Below are 22,799 nucleotides of genomic sequence, written 5' to 3' on the forward strand. Positions count from 1 at the left end.
CTTCTAAAAGACCATGCTTTCCCCATCCTGCGGGATGCTGACCGCTTCGGCAATCTGATTGTCAGCCACGTACTGGCGCAGCTCATCGCGGCTCAGCAGACAGTGGTTCACCGCGTCCATATGGCTGGCGACGATTTTGGCTTCCGGCAGGACGAAGTGCGCCTTCAGCACATCCTCTTTGCCCATGATGATCGGCCCAAAACCGATGACGTGCGCATACCCGGCATTCAGCACCACCACGTCAGGGCGCAGCCTGAGCATGTCGGCTTCCACTGCATCGCGCCAGATAGTGTCCCCCACCAGCCATAGGGTTTTCTCCTGCGGATGGCGCAGCACCACGCCGCAGGCTTCGCCCAGGCGCTCGGCCATTGCCGGCACCGCATAAGTGCGGTCGCTGCCGTGCTGGCCCGAGGTCGTTTTCACCAGCGCAACGTCAGCAAACGCGCTGTCCTCAGAGAGCAGACGAATATCGCAAAAGCCCTGGCCGCGCAGCAGCTGTCCGTCGGCATCATGCTGGACATAAACCGGCAGGGTTTTGGGGATCGCGGCGATCGCCGCCTCGTCCCAGTGATCCTGATGAGTGTGGGTGACGATAACCGCATCCACGTCAACGATCGTTTCGATGGAAAAAGGCAGTTCCACCAGCGGGTTACGCAACTCGCTGCGCGCGGTACCGGCAAAGCCCGCCCAGGCGCCCTTGGCTGAAAGCATCGGGTCAATCAGAAACTTTTTACCCGCATATTCAATAAGCTGGGTAGCATTACGCACATGGGTGATTTTCATGATGTTCATTCCTCTTCGCGGTTATCTGCTGAACATCGTACGTCCCACAAGCCTGGCGCAATATGGGCGTTTGGGCAATGAACGATGAAATCGGGCCAATCTGCGACGGTTGCCATCGGCTCCCGGCTATGGTGTGCTGAACGCTCAACTTTGAGGAACAGTGGCTACGATGAAAAAGAAACTCACCTCCGCCGATATGCACGATGTCGAGGTTCTGGCAGACACCCCATGGTTCAGCATGCGCAAGGTCGGAATTGATATGGCCCCCGGCGATCGGCGGGATTTTTACTCCATTCACTATCCTCGCCCGGCGGTGGGGATTGTGGCGATGCAGGATGACAAAGTGCTGCTGATTCGCCACTACCGTTACCTGATCGATCGGGTGGTGTGGGCGATTCCTTCCGGCGGCGTCGATGAAGGCGAAGACCCGCGCGCGGCGGCCCTGCGCGAGCTGCGGGAAGAGACCGGCTGGCAGGCGCAGCGCGCCGACGAAATTATCCGCTATAACCCCTCCTACGGCAGCAGCGACCAGCTGTTTATTACCTGGCTGGCCCACGATTTGACTTGGGTGGGAATGGATGAAGATCAGGATGAAGTGATGGAAACGGGCTGGTTTACCCTCGAAGAGATAGGCCAGCTGATCGCCCGCGGCGAGATGCCGGACGGGCTATCGCTGGTGCCGCTGCTGCATCTGATGGCGCAGCGGCGCACCGGTTTAGCGTAGCGGCTTCAGCATCCGCCAGCGGAACCACAGCTGAGCGACGAGGATCAGCAGGCCGCCGATAATTTTCTGCAGCGGTAGCTGTTCGCCGTACCACAGCGCGGCGGCAATCACCGTGAGCAGCGGTTCCAGCACCATAATAATCGCCGCGCTGGCGACCGCCGCGTACTTCTGCCCCTTCATTTGCAGGCCGAAGCGCAGGCTGGTGGCGATAACGATGCTGGCGAGCAGCCAGCCGAAGGTCGGCAGGGTAAACGGCTGAGTCCAGCTTTCAACGGCGGCGGAGATCCCCAGTCCGACAATGCCGGTAATGCCGAGCTGCACGGTGGTCAGCGGTATCAGCGGCACCTCGCGGGCGCTTTTGCTGGTGTAGCAAAACCAGATCGATTGCACCAGCGCGGTCAACAGGAACCAGCCCTGGCTGGGGTGAAACGCAATCGGCATATGCAGGCTGAGCAATCCGAGGCCGACAATGGCGATCGGCAGGCACTCCCAGTAGGCCCGCGCCGGCCGCGCCTTCATCATCACCCATGCGGTAAGCGGCACGAACAGCATCGACAGGCTCATGATAAACGCCCCTTCGCCCAGCGATGGGGTCGTTGATACCGAGTAGATCCACAGGCACAGGTTTAGCGCAAACCACAGGCCGCTGATAATCATGCGCGGCCACTGCTGCCTCTCGACGCGAAGGCCGCGGCAGAAAGGCAGCAGCAGCAGCGCGGCGAAGAAAAAGCGCAGGCCGAGGAAAGCGAAAACCGGCATGCCGGCAATCGCTTCCCGGGAAAAAATCCATCCGCAGGCGGCGATAACCGTCGCGGCTATGAGCAGCAAATCAGCCTGGCGTTGCCGGGTCATCGCCACGTCTCCTTGTGTGAGTGATTACCAGCCGGGCACCGCGCCGCCGTTAAAGATCGTCTCCGCCGCCTTCGCCACCTCTGGCGACTGGTAGGACTGGATAAACGCTTTGACGTTTTCCGCGTCTTTGTTGTCTTCGCGGGTCACGATGATGTTCACATAGGGCGAGTTTTTATCTTCAATAAAGATGCCGTCGCGTACAGGGGAGAGGCCGGTCTGCTGCAGGTAGGTAGTGCTTATGATCGCCACGTCGACCTTCGGGTCGTCGATGACGCGCGGCAGCTGTGCTCCTTCCAGCTCCATAATTTTCAGGTGATGCGGGTTGTCGATGATATCAACCGCCGTCGGCAGCAGGCCGGTGCCCGCTTTGAGGGTAATCAGCTTTTCCTGCTGGAGCAGAAGCAGCGCGCGGCCCAGGTTGGTCGGGTCGTTCGGAATGGCGATGGTCGCGCCGTCTTTCAGCTCGGCGACGGATTTTATTTTGCGCGAGTAGCCCGCCATCGGGAAGACGAAGGTGTTGCCCACCGCCACCAGGCGATAGTTGTGGGCTTTATTATCCTGTTCGAGGAACGGGCGGTGCTGAAAGACGTTGGCGTCCAGATCGCCGGCGTTGGTGGACTCATTCGGCAGCAGCGAGCCGCTAAAGCCCACCAGCTCCACGTCGAGGCCATATTTCTCTTTAGCCACTTTCTTCGCCACTTCCGCCACATCCTGTTCCGCGCCGTTAATCACGCCGACTTTAATGTGTTTCGCATCGCTGCCCTTCTGGTCGCAACCCGCCAGCAGCAGGCCCGCCAGCACCACGGCGGCGGCTGTCCGTAAACGCAATTTCATTGTTATCACCCCGTCAGTCCATAGAAATCGTTATTATTTTTTCGTCTGAAACTATAACGACTTTGTGCTGGGGTTTTAAACGCAAAAACCGCAACCGGAAATAAAATCATCTTCCCCCTTTCTCCCGGGGGCGGCGCGATGCGCCTGCCCGGGCTACGGGCTCACCGTCGGCTGCGATCGAGTAGCCCGGACAGGTGCGCAGCGCCGCCTCCGGGGATCTCTTCAACGGTGAGGCTCGTTCCGCAGAACGGCGCCTTACAGCCCCAGCTCGCTCAATCCCGGGTGATCGTCCGGGCGACGGCCCTGGGGCCAGTGAAACAGACGCTCGCTCTCCGTAATGGGCAGATCGTTGATGCAGGCGTAGCGCGTCTGCATCAGGCCGTGCCGATCAAATTCCCAGTTCTCGTTGCCGTATGAACGAAACCAGTTGCCGCTGTCGTCGTGCCACTCATAGGCAAAGCGTACCGCAATACGGTTATCGCTCCACGCCCACAGCTCCTTAATCAGCCGGTACTCCTGCTCTTTACGCCATTTCCGCTGCAGGAAGTCGATAATCTGCGTTCTGCCGTGAACAAATTCGCTGCGGTTACGCCATTCGCTCTCGACGGTATAGGCCAGCGCGACCTTAGCGGCATCGCGGCTGTTCCAGCCATCTTCAGCGGCACGGACTTTTTGTGCGGCGCTCTCGCGGGTGAACGGCGGCAGAGGCGGACGTTGTTCGGTCATCATGAATCTCCTGTATGAATACCCTTCATACTTCAAGTTGCTTATGTGTTGGCTACACTCGTTCACCCCAGTCACATAGTTATCTATGCTCCTGGGGACTCACTCCCTTGCCGCCTTTAAGCAACTCGAATTATTTTGGGTATATAAGCTGCTGCAGGCGCTGATTTTCCCGCTCCAGTTCGTCAATACGCTGTTGCAGCGTCTGGCTATACTCCGCCACCTGCCGGGCGGTGTAGCGGGGGGTAATATGCTGCGGGCAGTTCCAGTCAAAAGCCTGTAAGTGGAAACGGTAGATGCGCTCAATCCGGGCCCGATAGTTCTCCGGCGCGACCTGCGCCAGCAGCTGCGGGTCGGCATCCACCGCCACAACCTCTACGGTGGCGTAGATTTTCAGCCTGGCACGGCGCGGGTAATCCATCAAAAACAGACAGGCCCGATCGCTGCCGCGCAGGTTGCCGGTGGTGATGTACTGGCGATTACCGGAAAAATCCGCCATCGCCAGGGTGGTTTCATCCAGCAGATGCAAAAAGCCCACCGGGCCGCCGCGATGCTGAATATAGGGCCAGCCGGTTTGCGAAAGGGTAGCCAGATAGAAGCTGTCGCGGGTGGCAATCATCGCCTCCTCGCTGGCGCCGAAGCGCTCACCCCGGCGCTGGCGATGCGGCGACTGCCATAGCTCATCGCTGCCCATTTCATGCTGGACATCCATCACGTCCGGCGTCATGGCGATATCAAGAAATTCTGCTGGCATAGGTCCTCCCGATGCGTTGCGGCGTAACTCATCATGGACTGTGCTGACAGAAAAGATAATAGTGGCAATATGACAATCATCTTTCCATAAAACGGGATAATTATGGACCGACTCAGCGCGATGGCGCTGCTGGTGAAAGTGGCCGAACTCGGCAGCATGTCGGCTGCGGCGCGGGCGCTGAATATGCCCCTGACCACCGTTAGCCGCCAGATTGGCGAACTGGAAAATACCCTCGGCGTGCGCCTGATGATCCGCACCACCCGCAAGCTGACGCTGACCGATGCCGGCGTCGATTATGTCGCCGCCGCGCGGCGCATTCTCGAAGAGGTGGAGAACGCCGAGCGCCAGGCGGCGGGCGAATATCAGGAGCCAAAAGGCGAACTGGTTCTCTCAGCCCCAACCATGTTCGGTCGTCAGCATGTTTTGCCGGTGGTGACGGATTTTCTCGCCCGCTACCCGCAGATTCGCGTCCGTTTACTGCTTAGCGACCGCAACGCCGATCTGGTGGGCGATCATATTGATTTAGCGGTGCGTATCGGCACGCTGCCGGACAGCGGGATGGTGGCCACCCGGCTGGGCGAGATGCGCATTGTGACCTGCGCGCACCCGGCTTTGCTGGAAAAACACGGCATACCCGAACGCCCGCGCGAGCTGGCCGCGCTACCGATCATTCGTATTGAATCGCCGATGCCTTATCGCGGCTGGCGCTTTAACGCCGAAGAGGCGGAGGACCGGCTGGTGGCGCTGCAGCCGGTGCTGTCGCTGACCACGCCGGAGAGCGCCGCCGACGCCGCCCGCCTGGGGGCCGGCGTGGCGCGCCTGCTGCATTACCAGGCGATCGACGGCCTGGCCCGCGGCGAGCTGAAGCTGCTCCTGCAGGCGATGGAACCAGAGCCTGCACCGGTGCACCTGCTGTACACCTCGCGGGATCTGGCTCCGCTTAAGCTGCGTAAATTTATCGATTTCGCCGCGCCGGCTCTGCGTCGGGCGCTGCTGCGTATTGCCGCCGCCGTCTAGCGTGTGCCGGTTTTCAGCGGCGCTTCTTTCAGTAGCCAGGAGAGGGCAAACGCCACCGCCATAATGCAGGCCGCCATCAGAAACGCCGCATGGATAGCGGACCCGAAGGCATCCAGATAATCGAGGCGGATCTCCGCCGGCAGGTTCTGTACCGCCGCCGGGTTCAGCGTCCTCGGCAGCTGCGCGCCTTCCGGCAGCAGGCGCTGGAGATTGCTTTGCAGCACGTGAGTAAACACCGCCCCAAACAGCGCCACGCCGATGGAACCGCCAATCGATCGAAACAGCGTGACCCCGGAGGTCGCCACGCCGTACATCTGCGCGGGCATCGCGTTCTGTACCGCCAGCACCAGCACCTGCATCACCAGCCCCAGGCCCGCCCCCAGCACGCCGGTAAACAGGTACAGCTGCCACATCGCGGAGTGGATGGTGATGCGCGTCAGCAGCACCATGCCGACGACCCCCAGCAGGGTGCCGATAATCGGAAATACGCGATACTTGCCGGTGCGGCTGATAATGCGCCCGCTGACGATCGAGGTCAGCAGCAGGCCGCCCATCAGCGGGATCAGCTGCAGGCCCGCCTCGGTCGGCGTCGCCTCTTTGACCACCTGCAAATAGAGGGGCAGGAAGGTCACCGAGCCGAACAGCGCCATGCCGATAACAAAGCCAATCAGGCTGCACAGCAAAAAGCTGCGGTTGCGGAATAAGGAGAGCGGAATAATCGGCTCGCTGGCCAGCCGCTCTTCATGAATAAAGCCGACGATCCCGACCAGGCCAAACGCCAGGATGCACCACAGCTGCGGGTCGCTCCACGCGCGGACGCTGCCGCCCTCTGAGGTAAACAGGATGATGCACAGCAGCGCCATGCTGAGGTAAATCGCCCCCAGCCAGTCGATCTGGTGCTGGCTGCGCTTGTTGCTGCTGTGAAAAACCGCACCGATCACCAGCAGCGCAAACAGCCCCAGCGGCAGGTTGATGTAAAAAATCCAGCGCCAGGAGGCGTGCTGCACCAGGAAGCCGCCGATTAACGGCCCGATTACCGTCGCCAGGCCAAAGACGCCGCCGAACAGACCCTGATAGCGGCCGCGATTCGCCGGCGGGATGACGTCAGCCACCGCCGCCATGCTGATCACCATCAGGCCGCCGCCGCCCAGCCCCTGCAGGCCGCGCATCAGCACCAGCTGGGTCATATTTTGCGCCAGCCCGCAGAGGGCGGAACCGGCAAGAAACAGCACAATCGCCACCTGCAGAACGATTTTGCGGCCGAACAGATCGCCGAATTTGCCGTACAGCGGCACCGCGATGGTCGAACTGAGGATGTAGGCGGTGACCACCCAGGAGAGCTTATCCAGCCCGCCGAGCTCGCCGACGATGGTCGGCAGCGCGGTGGAAACGATAGTCTGATCCAGCGCCGAGAGCAGCATCACCAGCAGCAGGGCGCTGAAGAGCAGGCGGATCGAGGGCACCGCCGGTTGGCTGGCGATTTCAGATGTCATAGCATCACTCGCTTGAAATTAATTAAATGCATAATTAATATTTAGGGAAATGATGAATCTGGTCAAGGGATCGCCACAGGATGTCAGCACAAAAAGACAACGAAGCCCCGCGTCGTCCCGGTCGCCCGCGCGGGCAGAAATCCGGCTCCGCCAACCGCGAACAGCTGATGGATATTGCCCTGGCGCTGTTTGCGCGCCACGGGATCGCCCGCATTTCGCTGAACGCCATCGCCAAAGAGGCGGGGGTAACGCCCGCGATGCTGCACTACTATTTCAGCTCGCGCGAAGCGCTGGTGGAAAAGCTGGTCGAAGAGCGCTTTATGCCGCTACGCAGCGAGATCGGACAAATTTTTGTCGCGCACGGCGACGATCCGGTCACCGCTTTTACGCTGCTTATTGAAACCCTGGCGGCCATGGCGGAGAAAAACGCGTGGTTCGCGCCGCTGTGGATGCAGGAGATCATCGGCGAGATGCCTGTGCTGCGCCAGCATATGCACGCGCGTTTTGGCGATGAGAAGTACCACAAGATGCTGGAGACGGTGCGCCGCTGGCAGAGGGAGGGCAAGCTTAATCCGGCGCTCTCCCCGGAGCTGCTGTTTACCACCCTGATAAGCCTGGTGCTGGTGCCGTTTTCCCGCACCCACACCGATCCGCGGTTGCAATCGGTAGACCGGAAGATGATTGTCAGCCACGCCCTGGCCTTGATAGGCCGGGGGATCGGCGGCTAATTCCCCCGGCTCGCGCTGCGCTTAGCCGGGCTACAGGTTCACAGCCGTCTGCAATCCGGGGAATACAATCCGGTTCACAACCGCCTGCGATCGGGTAGCCCGGATAAGGCGACAGCCGCCATCCGGGGGATTCAATCCGCTTCACAGCCGCCTGCGTTCGGGTAGCCCGGATAAGGCGACAGCCGCCATCCGGGGGATTCAATCCGCTTCACAGCCGCCTGCGTTCGGGTAGCCCGGATAAGGCGACAGCCGCCATCCGGGGGATTCAATCCGCTTCACAGCCGCCTGCGATCGGGTAGCCCGGATAAGGCGACAGCCGCCATCCGGAGGATTCAATCCGCTTCACAGCCGCCTGCGTTCGGGTAGCCCGGACAGGCGCACAGCGCCGCCTCCGGGAGGGTCTCCTGAGGCCCGGCTTACAATACTTTCGACAAATAATGGCGCTGCATGCCCACGTGCGGAAAATCCGGCAGCGACATCTGCAGCTGATAGCCCAGCTTCTGATAAAACGGCAGCGCCTGAAAGCTGAACGTATCCACCAGCACGTGGCTGCAGCCGCGCGCCCGCGCCTGGTTTTCCGCTTCATGCATCAGCTCGCTGCCAAGGCCGCTGCCGCGCGAGGCTTCGCTGACCCACAGATAGTCAATACACAGCCAGCTGCCCTTGCGTTTGCCGATCAACCCGCCGCGCATCGCGCCAGCGTCATCGCGTGAATAAACGCCCAGCTCGCCGAACTGAGCCGGGTCCAGAAAGCGCAGATTGTATTCCCGTAGCCCCGCCAGCAGCTCTTCTTGATCGGCGGGATTAATGTTCTCTGTTATTATTAATGTCATTGATTATCTCCATCTTTTATTTTTCACAGACCATTCACCACCCTACTTTCACAAAATATCCTTTTTTTCTCCATTATTTCCTGACTAAATTCCCTGCACTAAATTTTGTGTAAAAAACCTTCCCATCATTCGGTACAGACGTATAATGGGGAAAAATGAGAACGATCATTCTCAAAACCAAAAACCATGGAGAACCCCACAAGTAATGCCCTGTAGCAGGCGTTATCGCTCGGTTCAGAGCCTGTAACCGCCGTCTGATGCCGTATTCGCCGCACGGGAAAATCTCGGAAAAACCGCTTAATCAATAGCGGTATTCACCGAGTTATTTACTGCAAACAGGAATATTTATTTCCCATTGGGTTATTTGTGCTTGCCCGGAGATGCATCATCGCCCGGCCCATCACCCCGCCAGTGAATTTGCGGGGCGGACGTCGTTCATCCTGAGAAAATATAATGAAATATACTTTAGCCCCCATCGCAGCAGCATTATTTCTCCTTAGCGGGTGCGATAATGCGCAAAACGCTTCCCCGCAGCAGATGACGCAGGAAGTGGGTGTCGTTACCCTGCACGGCCAGCCTGTCCCTGTGGTGAGCAGCCTGACCGGACGCACCACCGCCTCGCTTAGCGCCGAAGTGCGCCCGCAGGTCGGCGGGATCGTGCAAAAACGCCTGTTTACCGAGGGCGATATGGTCAAAGCCGGACAGGCGCTGTACCAAATCGACCCGTCAAGCTATCGCGCGACGTTTAACGAAGCCGCCGCATCGCTAAAACAGGCCCAGGCGCTGGTCATCGCCGATTGCCAAAAAGCCCAGCGCTACGCGGTGCTGGTCAAAGATAACGGCGTCTCCCGTCAGGACGCCGATGACGCGATAGCGACCTGTAACCAGGATAAGGCCAGCGTCGAGTCGAAAAAAGCGGCGCTGGAAAGCGCGCGCATTAACCTGAACTGGACCACCGTGACCGCACCGATTGCCGGGCGCATCGGGATCTCTTCCGTCACGCCGGGCGCGCTGGTGTCCGCCGATCAGGATACCGCGCTGGCGACGATCCGCGGCCTGGATACGATGTACGTCGATCTCACCCGATCCAGCGTCGATCTGCTGCGCCTGCGTAAGCAAAGCCTGGCGAGCAACAGCGATACCCTTAACGTCACCCTGACTCTTGAAGATGGCAGCACCTACAGCGAAAAAGGTCGCCTGGCGCTGACCGAAGTGGCGGTGGATGAATCGACCGGCTCGGTCACGCTGCGCGCGGTCTTTCCCAATCCGCAGCACGTGCTGCTGCCGGGGATGTTCGTTCGCGCCCGTATAGACGAAGGCATCATGAACGATGCGATCCTCGCCCCGCAGCAGGGCATCACCCGCGATGCCAAAGGCGATGCCACCGCGCTGGTGGTTGACGCTAATAACAAGGTTGAACAGCGCAGCGTGGAAACCGGCGAAACCTACGGCGACAAATGGCTTATCGTAAACGGCCTGAAGAGCGGCGACAGGTTGATTGTCGAAGGGACCGGCAAAGTGGCGCCGGGCCAGCAGGTCAAAGCCGCCGAAGTCAAAAATGACGGAGGCAACGCCTGATGTTCTCCCGTTTCTTCGTGCGACGCCCGGTCTTCGCCTGGGTTATCGCCATTCTGATTATGCTCGCCGGGATTCTGGCTATCCGCACCCTGCCGGTCGCCCAGTATCCTGACGTCGCCCCGCCGGCGATAAAAATCTCCGCCACCTACACCGGGGCCTCTGCGGAAACCCTGGAAAACAGCGTCACCCAGGTTATTGAGCAGCAGCTCACCGGACTGGACAACCTGCTCTACTTTACATCCACCAGCAGCTCCGACGGCTCGGTCAGCATTACCGTCACCTTTGAGCAGGGTACCGATCCGGATACCGCCCAGGTTCAGGTGCAGAACAAAGTGCAGCAGGCGGAATCCCGTCTGCCGAGCGAAGTTCAGCAGTCCGGCGTAACGGTGGAGAAATCGCAGAGCAGCTTCCTGCTGATCCTCGCGGTGTATGACAAAAACAACAAAGCCACCAGTTCCGACATCTCCGACTGGCTGGTCAGCAACATGCAGGATCCGATGGCGCGTATTGAAGGCGTCGGCAGCCTGCAGGTGTTCGGCGCCGAATACGCCATGCGCATCTGGATGGACCCGACCAAACTGGCCTCCTATTCGCTGATGCCATCCGATGTGCAATCGGCCATTGAGGCGCAGAACGTGCAGGTGTCCGCCGGTAAAATCGGCGCGCTACCCGCCTCCAACGCGCAGCAGCTGACCGCCACCGTGCGTGCCCAGTCGCGGCTGCAAACCGTCGCCCAGTTCAAAGATATTATCGTCAAGAGCAAGAGCGACGGTTCGGTGGTGCACCTGAGCGACGTCGCCCGCGTTGAGATGGGCAGCGAAGATTACACCGCCTCCGCCAATCTCAACGGCCATCCGGCTGCCGGGATCGCGGTGATGATGGCGCCGGGCGCTAACGCCCTGAATACCGCGACGTTGGTGAAAAACAAGATTGCCGAGTTCCAGCGTCAGATGCCGCAGGGTTACGATATCGCCTACCCGAAAGACAGCACCGAGTTCATCAAAATTTCGGTGGAGGATGTGATTCAGACGCTGTTCGAGGCGATTATCCTCGTGGTCTGCGTGATGTATCTGTTCCTGCAAAACTTCCGCGCCACGCTGATCCCGGCGGTGGCGGTTCCGGTCGTGCTGCTGGGCACCTTCGGCGTGCTGGCGCTGTTCGGCTACTCCATCAACACCCTGACGCTGTTTGCGATGGTGCTGGCGATAGGCCTGCTGGTGGATGACGCCATCGTGGTGGTGGAAAACGTCGAGCGTATCATGCGCGACGAGGGGCTGCCCGCCCGCGAAGCCACCGAAAAATCGATGGGCGAAATCTCCGGCGCGCTGATCGCCATTGCCCTGGTGCTCTCGGCAGTGTTCCTGCCGATGGCCTTCTTCGGCGGCTCAACCGGGGTGATTTATCGCCAGTTCTCGGTGACCATTATCTCGGCGATGATGCTCTCCGTGGTAGTCGCCTTAACCTTAACCCCGGCGCTGTGCGGCGCGCTGCTGAGCCATTCTAAACCGCATACCAAAGGCTTCTTCGGCGCCTTTAACCGCCTGTGGGGACGCACCGAGCAGGGCTATCAGCATCGTGTTGTTGGCGGCCTGCGCCGCTCGGCGATGATGATGGGCGCTTTTGTCCTGATTTGCGGCGGCATGGCGCTGGCGATGTGGAAACTGCCGGGCAGCTTCCTGCCGACGGAGGATCAGGGCGAAATCATGGTCCAGTACACGCTGCCCGCCGGGGCGACGGCGGTACGTACCGCCGAGGTTCGCCGCCAGGTCACCGACTGGTTCCTGACGAAAGAGAAAGCCAATACCGACGTGATCTTTACCGTCGACGGCTTTAGCTTTAGCGGCAGCGGACAAAACGCCGGGATGGCCTTCGTGTCGCTGAAAAACTGGTCCGAACGTAAAGGCGAAGAAAATACCGCTCAGGCCATCGCCCTGCGCGCCACCAAAGAGCTCGGCGGCATTCGCGACGCCACCCTGTTCGCCATGACCCCGCCGTCGGTAGATGGCCTGGGGCAGAGCAACGGCTTCACCTTCGAACTGATGGCCAGCGGCGGCACCGATCGCGATAGCCTGATGAAAATGCGCAGCCAGCTGCTGGCCGCGGCGAATCAAAGTACCGAGCTGCAGTCGGTACGCGCCAACGATCTGCCGCAAATGCCGCAGCTGCAGGTGGATATCGATAATAACAAAGCCGTGTCGCTCGGGCTGTCGTTAAGCGATGTCACCGATACCCTTTCCAGCGCCTGGGGGGGGACCTACGTTAACGACTTTATCGATCGCGGTCGCGTGAAGAAGGTCTATATCCAGGGCGAAAGCGACGCCCGCGCCGTGCCGTCCGACCTCGGTAAATGGTTTGTGCGCGGCAGCGACGACAGCATGACGCCGTTCTCCGCCTTCGCCACCACCCGCTGGCAATACGGTCCGGAAAGCCTGGTGCGCTACAACGGTTCCGCCGCCTTTGAAATCCAGGGTGAGAACGCCAGCGGCTTCAGCTCCGGCGCGGCAATGGACAAGATGGAGGCCTTAGCCAATAACCTGCCCGCCGGTACCACCTGGGCGTGGAGCGGCATGTCGCTGCAGGAAAAACTCGCCAGCGGCCAGGCGATGAGCCTCTACGCTATCTCGATTCTGGTGGTCTTCCTGTGCCTCGCGGCGCTGTATGAGAGCTGGTCGGTACCGTTCTCGGTGATCATGGTGATCCCGCTTGGGCTGCTCGGCGCGGCGCTGGCGGCGTGGATGCGCGGTCTGAGCAATGACGTTTACTTCCAGGTGGCGCTATTAACCACCATCGGCCTGTCGTCGAAGAACGCCATTCTGATCGTCGAATTCGCTGAATCGGCGGTGGAAGAGGGCTACTCCCTGTCGCGTGCCGCCATGCGCGCCGCGCAGACCCGTCTACGCCCTATTGTGATGACCTCGCTGGCGTTTATTGCCGGGGTGCTGCCGCTGGCGATCGCCACCGGAGCCGGGGCCAATAGCCGCGTGGCGATCGGTACCGGGATTATCGGCGGCACCCTGACCGCAACGCTGCTGGCGGTGTTCTTCGTGCCGCTGTTCTTTGTGCTGGTGAAACGTTTCTTCACCCGCCATCGTTCTTCTCAGGAGTAAGTTATGTTTCGTTTTACCTTAGTTTTTGTTGCGCTCCTGACGGCGGGCTGCGTCTCTCTCGACCCGCACTATGAACGTCCGGCCGCGCCTGTCCCGGCGACCCTGCCGGGTAGCCACGGCGAGGCAACCGCGGTAGTCAGCGACTGGCAGCAGGTAGTGAATGACGCTCGCCTCAAAAAAGTGGTGAACATCGCCTTGACCAGCAACCGCGACGTGCAGAAAGCGCTGGCCGATATTGAAGCCGCGCGCGCCCAGTTTGGCGAAACCCGCGCCTCGCTGTTTCCGACCCTCGACGCCGAGCTGAGCCATACCCGCAGTAAAACGGTGGCCAGCGGCCTCACCTCGTCAGCGGAAGCCGACGGCGCGGTTTCCAGCTTCGAGCTGGATCTGTTTGGCAAGAACCAAAGCCTGACGCGCGCGGCGCGGGAAACCTGGCTTGCCAGCGAATTCACCGCCCAGAATACGCGTCTGACGATGATCGCCGATCTGACCACCGCATGGATAACGCTCGCCGCGGACAACAGCAATCTGGCGCTGGCGCAGGACACCATGGCCAGCGCGGAGAACTCGCGCCGCATCGTCACCCGCCAGATGGAAGTCGGCACCGCCTCGGCAGGCGACCTGAGCGATGCCGAAAGCGTTTATCAGCAGGCGCGCGCCAGCGTCGCCAGCTACCGCACGCTGGTGGCGCAGGATAAAAACGCGCTCAACCTGCTGGCCGGAGAAACCGTGCCGGATAGCCTGCTGCCCGGCACGCTGGAAAGCCTTGGCGATCGGAGTATCTCCCTGGTGCCGGCGGGCGTCTCTTCATCGGTACTACTGCGCCGCCCGGATATCCAGGAAGCGGAGCATAATCTGAAGAGCGCTAACGCCGATATCGGCGCGGCGCGGGCCAATTTCTTCCCGTCCATCTCGCTGACCGCCAGCGCCGGGGTCGGCAGCGACTCGCTCTCGTCGCTGTTCAGCCACGGCATGCAGGTGTGGTCATTCGCGCCGTCCATCAGCCTGCCGCTGTTTACCGGCGGCAGCAACCTGGCGCAGCTGCGCTATGCTGAAGCGGAGAAAAAGGGGCTGATCGCCACCTATGAGAAGACGATTCAGAGCGCCTTTAAGGATGTCGCCGACGCGCTGGCGCGCCGGGAAACGCTCAGCGAACAGCTGGACGCGCAGAATAAATACGTCGCGGCGGAGCAGAAATCGTTGAATATCGCGATGAAGAGCTATCAGGCCGGGGTCGGAGATTATCTGTCGGTGCTGACCGCCCAGCGAACGCTGTGGTCGGCGCAGGCCACGCTTATCTCCCTCCAGCAAACGGATCTGGAAAACCGCATTACCCTCTGGCAGTCGCTGGGAGGCGGCGCCAGCTAACGCTTTTGCCGGGCGGCAACGCCCGGTTTGATGACAAGGAGCCCGTTGATATGTCCCGAATTTCCCTCTCCTGGGTCGTGGTTCTCGGTTTGCTCAGCGCCATTGGGCCGCTGTGTACCGACTTCTATCTGCCCGCGCTACCGGAAATCACCCAGCAGCTCAGCGCCACCGGCACGCAGACCCAGCTTTCGCTGACCGCGGCGCTGATTGGCCTCGGCCTTGGACAGCTGTTTTTTGGCCCGCTGAGCGACCGCATTGGCCGTAAAAAGCCGCTGGCGCTCTCCCTGCTGCTGTTTATCTTCTCCTCGGCGATGTGCGCGATAACCTACGATATCCATATGCTGATCGCCTGGCGCTTTCTGCAGGGCTTCGCCGGCGCGGGCGGTTCGGTGCTGTCGCGTTCCATCGCCCGCGACAGGTATCAGGGTACGCTGCTGACCCAGTTTTTCGCCCTGCTGATGACCGTTAACGGCATTGCGCCGGTGCTTTCACCGGTACTCGGCGGCTGGATCATCACCGCCTTCGACTGGCGTATCCTGTTCTGGGCGATGGCGGCGATCGGCGTTGTCTTGCTGCTGCTCAGCCTGACGGTGCTGCACGAAACGCTGCCGGCCAAAAGCGCCGCCTCGGCTACGCGGCAGCAGGCTGATGCGCCGGTGCTGAAAAACCACCGCTTTATGCGCTACTGCCTGATTCAGGCCTTTATGATGGCAGGGCTGTTTTCGTATATCGGCTCGTCTTCGTTCGTTATCCAGAGCGAATATGCCATGAGCGCGATGCAGTTCAGCCTGCTGTTCGGCCTTAACGGTATCGGGCTGATTATCGCGGCGCTGATCTTTTCCCGCCTGGCGCGCCGCTTCAGCGCCGAAGCCCTGCTGCGCGGCGGCCAGCTGCTGGCGGTGGCGTTTGCCGCCATCACCCTGCTCTTCGCCTGGCTACCGCAGCCGACGCTGGCGCTGGTCGGCCTGTTTTTTACCGTTTCCATGATGAGCGGTATCAGTACCGTTGCCGGCTCGGAAGCGATGAACGCCATTCACGCCCGCCAGTCCGGCACCGCTTCCGCCCTGATGGGCACGCTGATGTTTGTGTTCGGCGGTATTGCCGCGCCGCTGGCCGGTCTCGGCGGCGAAACGATGCTCAAAATGAGCTTCGCGATGACCCTTTGCTATCTGGCCGCGCTGCTGATTGGCCTGAAAAAGCCGCGCCCCATCGCATAACCTCCTCAGGGGTAATAAAATATTCCAATTATATTACCCCTATTTTTCCCGCCAGTACTGTAATCTCCTATTATTCCTTCAACACCAATCGTGATAACCTTCACAGGAAAGGAATAATTAATTCCTTATACTGCCCGCCACCGTGAATAAAGAGGTTCCTATGAGTATCGACCTGAGCAAACTGCTGACCGAGCGCCGCAACGCCAATAGCGCCAACATTGATATCCTCACCACCGAAGAGATGCTGACGGTGATTAACCAGGAAGACCAGCAGGTGGCTCACGCCATCACCCCCTATCTGCCGCAAATTGCCCAGGTGGTGGATAAGGTCGCGGCGGCGCTGCAGGCGGGTGGTCGACTGATTTACATTGGCGCGGGCACTTCCGGGCGTCTGGGGATCCTTGATGCCAGCGAGTGTCCGCCGACCTTCGGCACCCGCCCGGAGCAGGTGGTGGGCATTATCGCGGGCGGCCATAAAGCCATACTGAGCGCCGTAGAGAACGTCGAAGACAACAAAGCGCAAGGGGCGATGGACCTGCAGAACCTGAACTTTAGCAGCCGCGACGTGCTAGTCGGCCTGGCCGCCAGCGGACGCACGCCGTACGTCATCGGCGCGATGGAGTATGCCCACAGCCAGAACGCTTTTGTCGCCATCGTCAGCTGTAACCCGCACGGCGAAATGGCCCAGCTGGCGGACGTCGCCATTACGCCGGTCGTGGGTCCGGAAGTGGTGACCGGCTCAACGCGCCTGAAGGCGGGCACAGCGCAGAAGCTGGTGCTGAATATGATTTCTACCGGGGCGATGATCCGCATCGGCAAGGTCTACAGCAATCTGATGGTGGACGTGGAAGCGACCAACGCCAAGCTTATCGAGCGCCAGGTGTCCATCGTCATGGAAGCGACCGAATGCGATCGCGCAACCGCCCAGAGCGCGCTGGAAGCCTGCGATCGCCACTGCAAAACGGCGATTGTGATGGTGCTGGCTGATTTAAGCGCCGCGGATGCCCAGGCGCTGCTGGCAAAAAATAATGGCTATATCCGCAAGGCGCTGAGCCACTCCTGACCGCTGACTCACGGGTAATCTGCAATGGCAAAAATAAATAAAGAGATGATAGCGCGGATCCTGCAGCACGTTGGCGGAGCCGGGAACGTCGCGCAGGCGGGCAACTGTATGACCCGGCTGCGCCTGACCCTGCGCGATGAATCACGGGCCGATAGCGCCGCCATCCGCCAGATTGACGGCGTAATGGGGGTGATCGTTAGCGATGAACAGTTCCAGGTCGTCCTTGGGCCCGGCAAGGCGCAAAGCGCGGCGGAAATGATGAATGCGTTACTGGAAGAGGCCCCGGCGGATGCGCCATCGCTGGCCGATGTCGCCGCCGAAAAGAAACAGGCGCTGAAGAGCAAGCAAACCAGCGGTATTCAAAAATTCCTCGCGAAATTCGCCACCATCTTCACCCCGCTCATTCCCGGCTTTATCGCCGTCGGCCTGCTGTTGGGGTTCGCGACCCTGGCGGAGCAGATATTTGTCCTCGAAAACGCGCATCCGAACGCGACATTGATGGCGCTGATCGGCTACATGAAGGTGTTCAGCAAAGGGATGTTTACCTTCCTGAGCATCCTGATCGGCTATAACGCCCAGAAAGCCTTCGGCGGCTCCGGGGTCAACGGGGCCATCATCGCTGCGCTGTTTGTTCTCGGCTATAACCCGGAAGCCACCAGCGGCTTCTATTCCGGGATTTCCACCTTCTTCGGCCACGGTATTGACCCGCGCGGCAATATTATCGGCGTGCTTATCGCCGCGATTATCGGCGCGTGGGTGGAACGACAGGTACGCCGCATCATGCCTGCCAACCTCGATATGATCCTCACCTCGGCGGTGACGCTGCTGATCATGGGCGCGATCACCTTTACCGTCATTATGCCTATCGGCGGCTGGCTGTTCACCGGGATGTCATGGCTGTTTCTGCACCTTAACGGTAACCCGTTCGGCTCTGCGGTACTGGCCGGCCTGTTCCTGCTGGCGGTGATGTTCGGCGTCCATCAGGGCTTCGTGCCGGTCTATTTCGCGCTGGTGGATGCGCAGGGGTTTAACTCGCTGTTTCCGATTCTGGCCATGGCTGGGGCCGGACAGGTTGGTGCGGCGCTGGCGCTGTTCTGGCGGGCGAAGCACGGTTCTCTGCTGCGCACGCAGATTAAAGGGGCGATTATTCCCGGCTTTCTCGGCATCGGCGAACCGCTGATTTACGGCGTGACGCTACCGCGCATGAAGCCCTTTATCACCGCCTGCCTCGGCGGCGCCTGCGGCGGTTTCTTCCTCGGGCTCATCGCCTGGATGGGGCTACCGGTCGGCCTGAATACGGTATTTGGCCCGTCCGGGCTGGTGGCGCTGCCGCTGATGACCTCCGGCAGCGGGATCTACGCCGGAATGGCGGTGTATGCCGCCGGGCTGGCGGTCTCTTACCTGTGCGGCTTCGCCCTGACCTGGCTGTTCGGCAGTAAAAACGTTGATTTGAGCTAAGAGGCGCGTCCGGCGCATAAAAATTGAATCTTTTTTAACCCGCCGAATGGCGGGTTTATTTATTTCTGTGTAATCTACACGTGTAGATTACACAGGAGATTCCCTATGCCAGCCGCAAAACGCAATAAGCAGAACGTCAGCGTGACACTGGACCCAGGCCTGGTTAAACAGGCTCGTGAGGTCGGCATCAATCTGTCTCTAACGTTGACTAACGCTCTAAAAAGCGAAATCCACAGCCTCGAAATAGCCCGCTGGCAAAAAGAAAATGCACAGGCAATCGACTACCTCAATAATTTAACTGAGGAAAATGGACTTCTCTCTGATGAATACAGGACGTTCTAAATATGCAGTATTACGTTTATAAGAATACAGGTCGAATTGCTGCGTATCCTTACCTCCTTGATGTACAGAGTGACATTATCGGCAAGCGCAATACTCGGGTCGTGATTCCACTGTTTCCACTGAAAAACTATAAAGGTCCACGCGCCGATCGTTTAACACCGCTTGTCACCGTAGAAGGGGAAGAATACGTCGTGATGACTCACGAACTCGCCAGCATCCCACATCGTGTTCTGGGTGAAGAAGTTTGTAATCTGAATCACCAGCGCGAAGTCGTTAAAGCTTCAATGGATTTTCTTTTCGACGGGATCTAACTCGCTACAAGCTTACGCGTCAGATCGCCAAACCCAACGATCTTCCGCCGCAAGGGGCACGCAAATACTCCGACTACCCTTTCCTGCCCCGCTTCCCGCGCGTACTCATGCTATGATACTGCTTTCGCGCTATTTTCACCTGAGGGAAAGATGGGCTCCAGCAAAAAAGGGATGCTGAACGTACTGATCGCCGCCGTGCTGTGGGGCAGCTCGGGCGTCTGCGCGCAATATATTATGCAGCAAAGCCAGATGTCATCGCCGTTTCTGACCATGACGCGCCTGCTGTTCGCCGGCCTGATCCTTCTGATGCTCTCGTTCTTCCACGGCGATAAGATTTTCCGCGTCCTGCAAAACCGCAAAGACGCCGCCAGCCTGCTGATCTTTTCGCTGTTCGGCGCGCTTACCGTGCAGTACACCTTTCTGATGACTATCGAGCAATCCAACGCCGCCACCGCGACGGTGCTGCAGTTTCTGTCGCCGACGATTATCGTCGCCTGGTTTGCCATCGCCCGCAAAACGCGCCCCAGCCCGCTGGTGCTCGCGGCCATCGCCACCTCGCTGGCGGGCACTTTCCTGCTGGTGACCCACGGCAACCCGACGACGCTGTCGATTTCCCCCACGGCGCTGTTCTGGGGGATTGCTTCGGCGTTTGCCGCCGCTTTTTATACGACTTATCCTTCGACGCTGATTGCCCGCTACGGCACGCTGCCGATTGTCGGCTGGAGCATGCTGCTCGGCGGCGCGATGCTGCTGCCGTTCTACGCCGGACAGGGCAACCATTTTGTGGTGACCGGCGGCCTGCTGCTGGCCTTTTTCTACCTGGTGGTAATCGGCACCTCGCTGACCTTCAGCCTCTACCTGAACGGCGCGCAGAAGATTGGCGGCGCGAAGGCGGGGATCCTCAGCTGCGCTGAGCCGCTGAGTAGCGCCCTGCTCTCCCTGCTGCTGCTCGGCATCACTTTTACTCTCCCGGACTGGCTGGGCACGCTGCTGATTCTCTCATCGGTGGTGCTGATCGCCATGGATTCGCGGCGGCGGGTTAAAACGGCCTGACGATTATCGGCCAGGAGAGGCTGCGACCTGAGTTTGCAGCATCTTCAGGTCGTCATCCGACAGCTCGCAAGCCACCTGCACCAGCTCGCGCTCAAACCCCTGCTCCAGAAGTGAACGGGCAATACGCAACGCTTCTTCTTGTCTACCCTCTTGTTTACCTTCTAACTTGCCCTCCAACTTGCCTTCTTGTCTCCCTTCCTGCCGTAGCCTTTCCGCAATCGTCATGAGTACCTCCTTATGTTGAGGAACGCGCCGCTCGACCTCGTGAAGAAATTCACCAAAATGAGGCGCATCGCCGCACTGCAGCATGTAATTAAACAGCGCTTTCAGCTGGCTGTCATTAGCGCAACCTTTAACCAACAGCCCGGCTAATCGCTCCACCAGGCCAAGTAAATCGCGCTGGCGAATATGCTTTTGAATCAGCTCCAGCAGCGCCACGCGCCGGTGCTGCATAATGTCGTCATCCGGCACCACCGTAATATCCACCAGTGGGAAAGCGGCGGCATAAAGTCGTCGCGCCGTCTGCGTATCAGTAAACGCATCCAGCCAGCAAAGCGAGAAGGGATAGGGACTTTTCGCGCCGTGATAAAACAGCATCGGCACCACCAGCGGCAACGTTTTATGCCCGGCATCCAGATGACGCTGCATCGCCGCCAGCGCGTAGCGCATCAGCCTGAATGCCATATGCGCATCCGGCGTGCTCTGATGTTCAATCACCACATAGATATAGCCGTCACCGTCGCGGGTTTTCAGCGACCACAGCACGTCGGAGTAGCTGGCGCGCAAATCGGCCTCAATAAAGCTGCCGGACTCCAGCTTGAGCGTTTGCAGATTACACAGCTGGCGCAGCGAAGCGGGCAGATGAATGTCGATAAAATCCCTGGCGCACTCGGGATGCGATAAAAACTGTTTAAAAACCGCATCGTGCGGCGTCGAGGGGGTTCCTTTTTGCGTCATGGTCCGCCATCCCTGAAACGTAATGGCTGGAATATATCCGGCCCAAAAAGCGCAAACACCTGCGCATCAACGGCTTTGCTTGCCGGTACGAAAGATAAATTTCAGCGGCTGAAACAGACTCATTCTTATGGAAACCAGCGCGCAAAATGTTGGTTCAGGAATGCGTCTATAGTTAGAGGAACCCTTTAATAAAAATAAGGATATCCGTGATGAAGAGAATGAGTTTTGCGCTTTCGCTGGCAGCCAGCCTGATGTTCTCCAGCGTGGCGACAGCCGCACCGCTCTCCGGGCTGAAGTTTGAACAGCAAAAGCAGCAGATAGTGAAGGATGTGAGGAAAAATTGCCCTGCCAGCAGCGCGCTGGATGATACGCAGTTTGCTAACCGCGTGCTGGAATCAGCGGAAAATAAGACCGCCGTACAAAGCGCGACGCGGGCGCTGGATAAAAACAATAGCGCCGCTTATCAGAAGGCCATTAGCGGCATTCAGTGCCCAACGCCCTAGTACCGGGCGCGGAGGCGTCGCCATTAGCGGTTCGGAATGATCAAATCTCCACGCAGCGGGCTGCTAGCGAGCATTTGCGTCTTCTCGGTCAGCCAGTTGACTATCTGGCTGGCCATCGCGTCCATGGAATATTCAATCGCTGGAATCGTCGGAATACCGGGCAGCTGTAACGAGCCCGCCAGGCTGAACACCATGACTTTTTCCGGTACCGCGCGATTAAACGCCTGGAGCTGCGGCACCACCAGCTGCGCCTGCTGCTCGTTGGCAACCAATAACGCATTAAAATTCAGGGTGGTTGCGTTGTTCACCAGCTCCTGAACCGCCACGGACGGCGAATGGCTGTCAAGAAAAACCAGGTTGCGATTGAACGGCAGAAAATTCTTTTCCAGCGCGTGCTTGTAGCCCAGCAGAACCTGGTCAGCAAAGCCGTTAGCCTGAGGATGAATCAGCGCAATCTGCCGCCGCCCCTGGCTTATCAGATAGTTGCAGGCCGTTTCCGCCGCAAAGGCGTGGTCAAACTGAATGCTATTCGTTGCGTCACTTTCCAGGCAGTCAATCAGCACTACGTCGGGCCGGTCGATATTGAGCGGAAACCGCGCGCCGATGATTAACACATTATCGCAGAGGCCGCAGGTCAACTCTTCCAGCGAATGGAGCACTCTGCCGCGGCTGTTGGCAAAACGCAGCAGCAGGTGCATCTGGTGCTGGCTGAGCTGTTTTTCCAGCGCGTAGAGATAGCTGGTGGTTTGATTAATGTTGTCCTGGGCGCAAATGACGCCGATGCAGCCGGTGGTCTGACTCAGCAAAGATTGCGCGATCATATTCGGCCGGTAGTTAAGCGCTTCCGCCGCCTGCAATACCGCCTGTCGGCTGGCTTCCTTTACGCCGCGCGAACCACTCAACACCCGAGAGACTGTGGCTTTAGATACCCCAGCTAACCGTGATACATCGTTGATTGTAGACATTATTTTCCCCTGACAGGGCCAGTCCGATCCCTGTAAATCCTTAAACCTGAATCGCTTCAATAATAACCAGCGGCAGTATATCCGTTTCCCTTTTTATTTGGAAACCGATTTTCCGTTTCATGGAAAATCGTAGCAA

22 protein-coding genes are annotated in these 22,799 nt (G+C 59.3%); 13 read left to right on the forward strand and 9 right to left on the reverse strand.

Features of this window, described 5'->3' with window-relative positions:
- Positions 1–3: 3 nt before the first annotated feature.
- On the reverse strand, positions 4–783 hold the full coding sequence (locus MKleb_RS27120) for an MBL fold metallo-hydrolase (RefSeq protein WP_025107598.1): 780 nt from the start codon (positions 781–783) through the stop codon (positions 4–6).
- Positions 784–952: 169 nt separating this feature from the next.
- Here MKleb_RS27120 and MKleb_RS27125 point away from each other — a divergent pair, with 169 nt between their 5' ends.
- Positions 953–1,507, forward strand: coding sequence for an NUDIX hydrolase (locus MKleb_RS27125; RefSeq protein WP_025107597.1), 555 nt, complete (start codon positions 953–955; stop codon positions 1,505–1,507).
- Here the strand turns inward: MKleb_RS27125 and MKleb_RS27130 are convergent.
- From MKleb_RS27130 to MKleb_RS27145, 4 genes are all read right to left on the reverse strand, one after another.
- Positions 1,499–2,359, reverse strand: coding sequence for a DMT family transporter (locus MKleb_RS27130; RefSeq protein WP_025107596.1), 861 nt, complete (start codon positions 2,357–2,359; stop codon positions 1,499–1,501). The two genes, MKleb_RS27125 and MKleb_RS27130, sit on opposite strands and share 9 nt — an antisense overlap.
- Positions 2,360–2,383: 24 nt before the next feature.
- Positions 2,384–3,193: a lipoprotein NlpA gene (gene nlpA / locus MKleb_RS27135; protein ID WP_025107595.1), complete on the reverse strand. Its 810-nt coding sequence runs from the start codon at positions 3,191–3,193 to the stop codon at positions 2,384–2,386.
- Between the two features lie 255 nt (positions 3,194–3,448).
- Positions 3,449–3,919: a nuclear transport factor 2 family protein gene (locus tag MKleb_RS27140; protein WP_025107594.1), complete on the reverse strand. Its 471-nt coding sequence runs from the start codon at positions 3,917–3,919 to the stop codon at positions 3,449–3,451.
- A gap of 130 nt (positions 3,920–4,049) precedes the next feature.
- Positions 4,050–4,670, reverse strand: a complete 621-nt coding sequence (locus MKleb_RS27145; protein ID WP_025107593.1) for a pyridoxamine 5'-phosphate oxidase family protein — start codon at positions 4,668–4,670, stop codon at positions 4,050–4,052.
- A 102-nt stretch (positions 4,671–4,772) separates the two neighbouring features.
- On the opposite strand from MKleb_RS27145, the gene MKleb_RS27150 reads away from it, so the two are divergent.
- Positions 4,773–5,687 (forward strand): LysR family transcriptional regulator, encoded by a 915-nt coding sequence (locus tag MKleb_RS27150; RefSeq protein WP_014227289.1) that lies wholly within the window; start codon positions 4,773–4,775, stop codon positions 5,685–5,687.
- Here the strand turns inward: MKleb_RS27150 and MKleb_RS27155 are convergent.
- Positions 5,684–7,180, reverse strand: a complete 1,497-nt coding sequence (locus MKleb_RS27155; RefSeq protein WP_025107592.1) for an MDR family MFS transporter — start codon at positions 7,178–7,180, stop codon at positions 5,684–5,686. The genes MKleb_RS27150 and MKleb_RS27155 overlap by 4 nt on opposite strands.
- A gap of 80 nt (positions 7,181–7,260) precedes the next feature.
- On the opposite strand from MKleb_RS27155, the gene MKleb_RS27160 reads away from it, so the two are divergent.
- Positions 7,261–7,908: a TetR/AcrR family transcriptional regulator gene (locus MKleb_RS27160; protein WP_025107591.1), complete on the forward strand. Its 648-nt coding sequence runs from the start codon at positions 7,261–7,263 to the stop codon at positions 7,906–7,908.
- Between the two features lie 416 nt (positions 7,909–8,324).
- Here MKleb_RS27160 and MKleb_RS27165 read toward each other — a convergent pair whose 3' ends face one another.
- The gene (locus tag MKleb_RS27165; protein WP_025107590.1) at positions 8,325–8,741 is read right to left on the reverse strand and encodes a GNAT family N-acetyltransferase; all 417 of its coding nucleotides are present in this window, start codon (positions 8,739–8,741) and stop codon (positions 8,325–8,327) included.
- A gap of 453 nt (positions 8,742–9,194) precedes the next feature.
- Here MKleb_RS27165 and MKleb_RS27170 point away from each other — a divergent pair, with 453 nt between their 5' ends.
- From MKleb_RS27170 to MKleb_RS27210, 9 genes are all read left to right on the forward strand, one after another.
- Positions 9,195–10,319 carry an efflux RND transporter periplasmic adaptor subunit gene (locus tag MKleb_RS27170; RefSeq protein WP_014227293.1) on the forward strand — a complete coding sequence of 375 codons (1,125 nt, stop codon included), beginning with the start codon at positions 9,195–9,197 and terminating at the stop codon, positions 10,317–10,319.
- The gene (eefB, locus tag MKleb_RS27175; RefSeq protein ID WP_025107589.1) at positions 10,319–13,426 is read left to right on the forward strand and encodes a multidrug efflux RND transporter permease subunit EefB; all 3,108 of its coding nucleotides are present in this window, start codon (positions 10,319–10,321) and stop codon (positions 13,424–13,426) included. Before MKleb_RS27170 ends, eefB begins: the two co-directional genes overlap by 1 nt.
- 3 nt (positions 13,427–13,429) lie before the next feature.
- A complete protein-coding gene (locus MKleb_RS27180; protein ID WP_217076375.1) occupies positions 13,430–14,794 on the forward strand; it encodes an efflux transporter outer membrane subunit in 1,365 nt (454 codons plus the stop codon).
- Positions 14,795–14,844: 50 nt separating this feature from the next.
- Positions 14,845–16,011 (forward strand): multidrug effflux MFS transporter, encoded by a 1,167-nt coding sequence (locus MKleb_RS27185; RefSeq protein WP_025107588.1) that lies wholly within the window; start codon positions 14,845–14,847, stop codon positions 16,009–16,011.
- 160 nt (positions 16,012–16,171) lie between these two features.
- The gene (gene murQ / locus MKleb_RS27190) at positions 16,172–17,074 is read left to right on the forward strand and encodes an N-acetylmuramic acid 6-phosphate etherase (RefSeq protein ID WP_009654080.1); all 903 of its coding nucleotides are present in this window, start codon (positions 16,172–16,174) and stop codon (positions 17,072–17,074) included.
- A gap of 24 nt (positions 17,075–17,098) precedes the next feature.
- A complete protein-coding gene (gene murP, locus MKleb_RS27195; protein ID WP_025107587.1) occupies positions 17,099–18,532 on the forward strand; it encodes a PTS N-acetylmuramic acid transporter subunit IIBC in 1,434 nt (477 codons plus the stop codon).
- A 105-nt stretch (positions 18,533–18,637) separates the two neighbouring features.
- A complete protein-coding gene (locus MKleb_RS27200; RefSeq protein ID WP_014227298.1) occupies positions 18,638–18,874 on the forward strand; it encodes a type II toxin-antitoxin system CcdA family antitoxin in 237 nt (78 codons plus the stop codon).
- A gap of 2 nt (positions 18,875–18,876) precedes the next feature.
- The gene (locus MKleb_RS27205; RefSeq protein WP_014227299.1) at positions 18,877–19,185 is read left to right on the forward strand and encodes a CcdB family protein; all 309 of its coding nucleotides are present in this window, start codon (positions 18,877–18,879) and stop codon (positions 19,183–19,185) included.
- A 150-nt stretch (positions 19,186–19,335) separates the two neighbouring features.
- Positions 19,336–20,238, forward strand: a complete 903-nt coding sequence (locus MKleb_RS27210; protein ID WP_014227300.1) for an EamA family transporter — start codon at positions 19,336–19,338, stop codon at positions 20,236–20,238.
- Positions 20,239–20,241: 3 nt separating this feature from the next.
- On the opposite strand, the gene MKleb_RS27215 is transcribed toward MKleb_RS27210, so the two are convergent.
- The gene (locus MKleb_RS27215) at positions 20,242–21,195 is read right to left on the reverse strand and encodes an Rpn family recombination-promoting nuclease/putative transposase (protein WP_025107586.1); all 954 of its coding nucleotides are present in this window, start codon (positions 21,193–21,195) and stop codon (positions 20,242–20,244) included.
- 209 nt (positions 21,196–21,404) lie between these two features.
- Between MKleb_RS27215 and MKleb_RS27220 the strand changes: the two genes are divergently transcribed.
- The gene (locus MKleb_RS27220) at positions 21,405–21,698 is read left to right on the forward strand and encodes a YicS family protein (protein ID WP_014227302.1); all 294 of its coding nucleotides are present in this window, start codon (positions 21,405–21,407) and stop codon (positions 21,696–21,698) included.
- Positions 21,699–21,721: 23 nt separating this feature from the next.
- Here MKleb_RS27220 and MKleb_RS27225 read toward each other — a convergent pair whose 3' ends face one another.
- Entirely contained in the window at positions 21,722–22,663 is a 942-nt protein-coding gene (locus MKleb_RS27225) for a LacI family DNA-binding transcriptional regulator (protein WP_025107585.1), read from the reverse strand.
- Between the last annotated feature and the right edge of the window lie 136 nt (positions 22,664–22,799).

This window comes from Klebsiella sp. PL-2018 (assembly GCF_019048985.1).
Classification (GTDB): domain Bacteria; phylum Pseudomonadota; class Gammaproteobacteria; order Enterobacterales; family Enterobacteriaceae; genus Klebsiella; species Klebsiella michiganensis.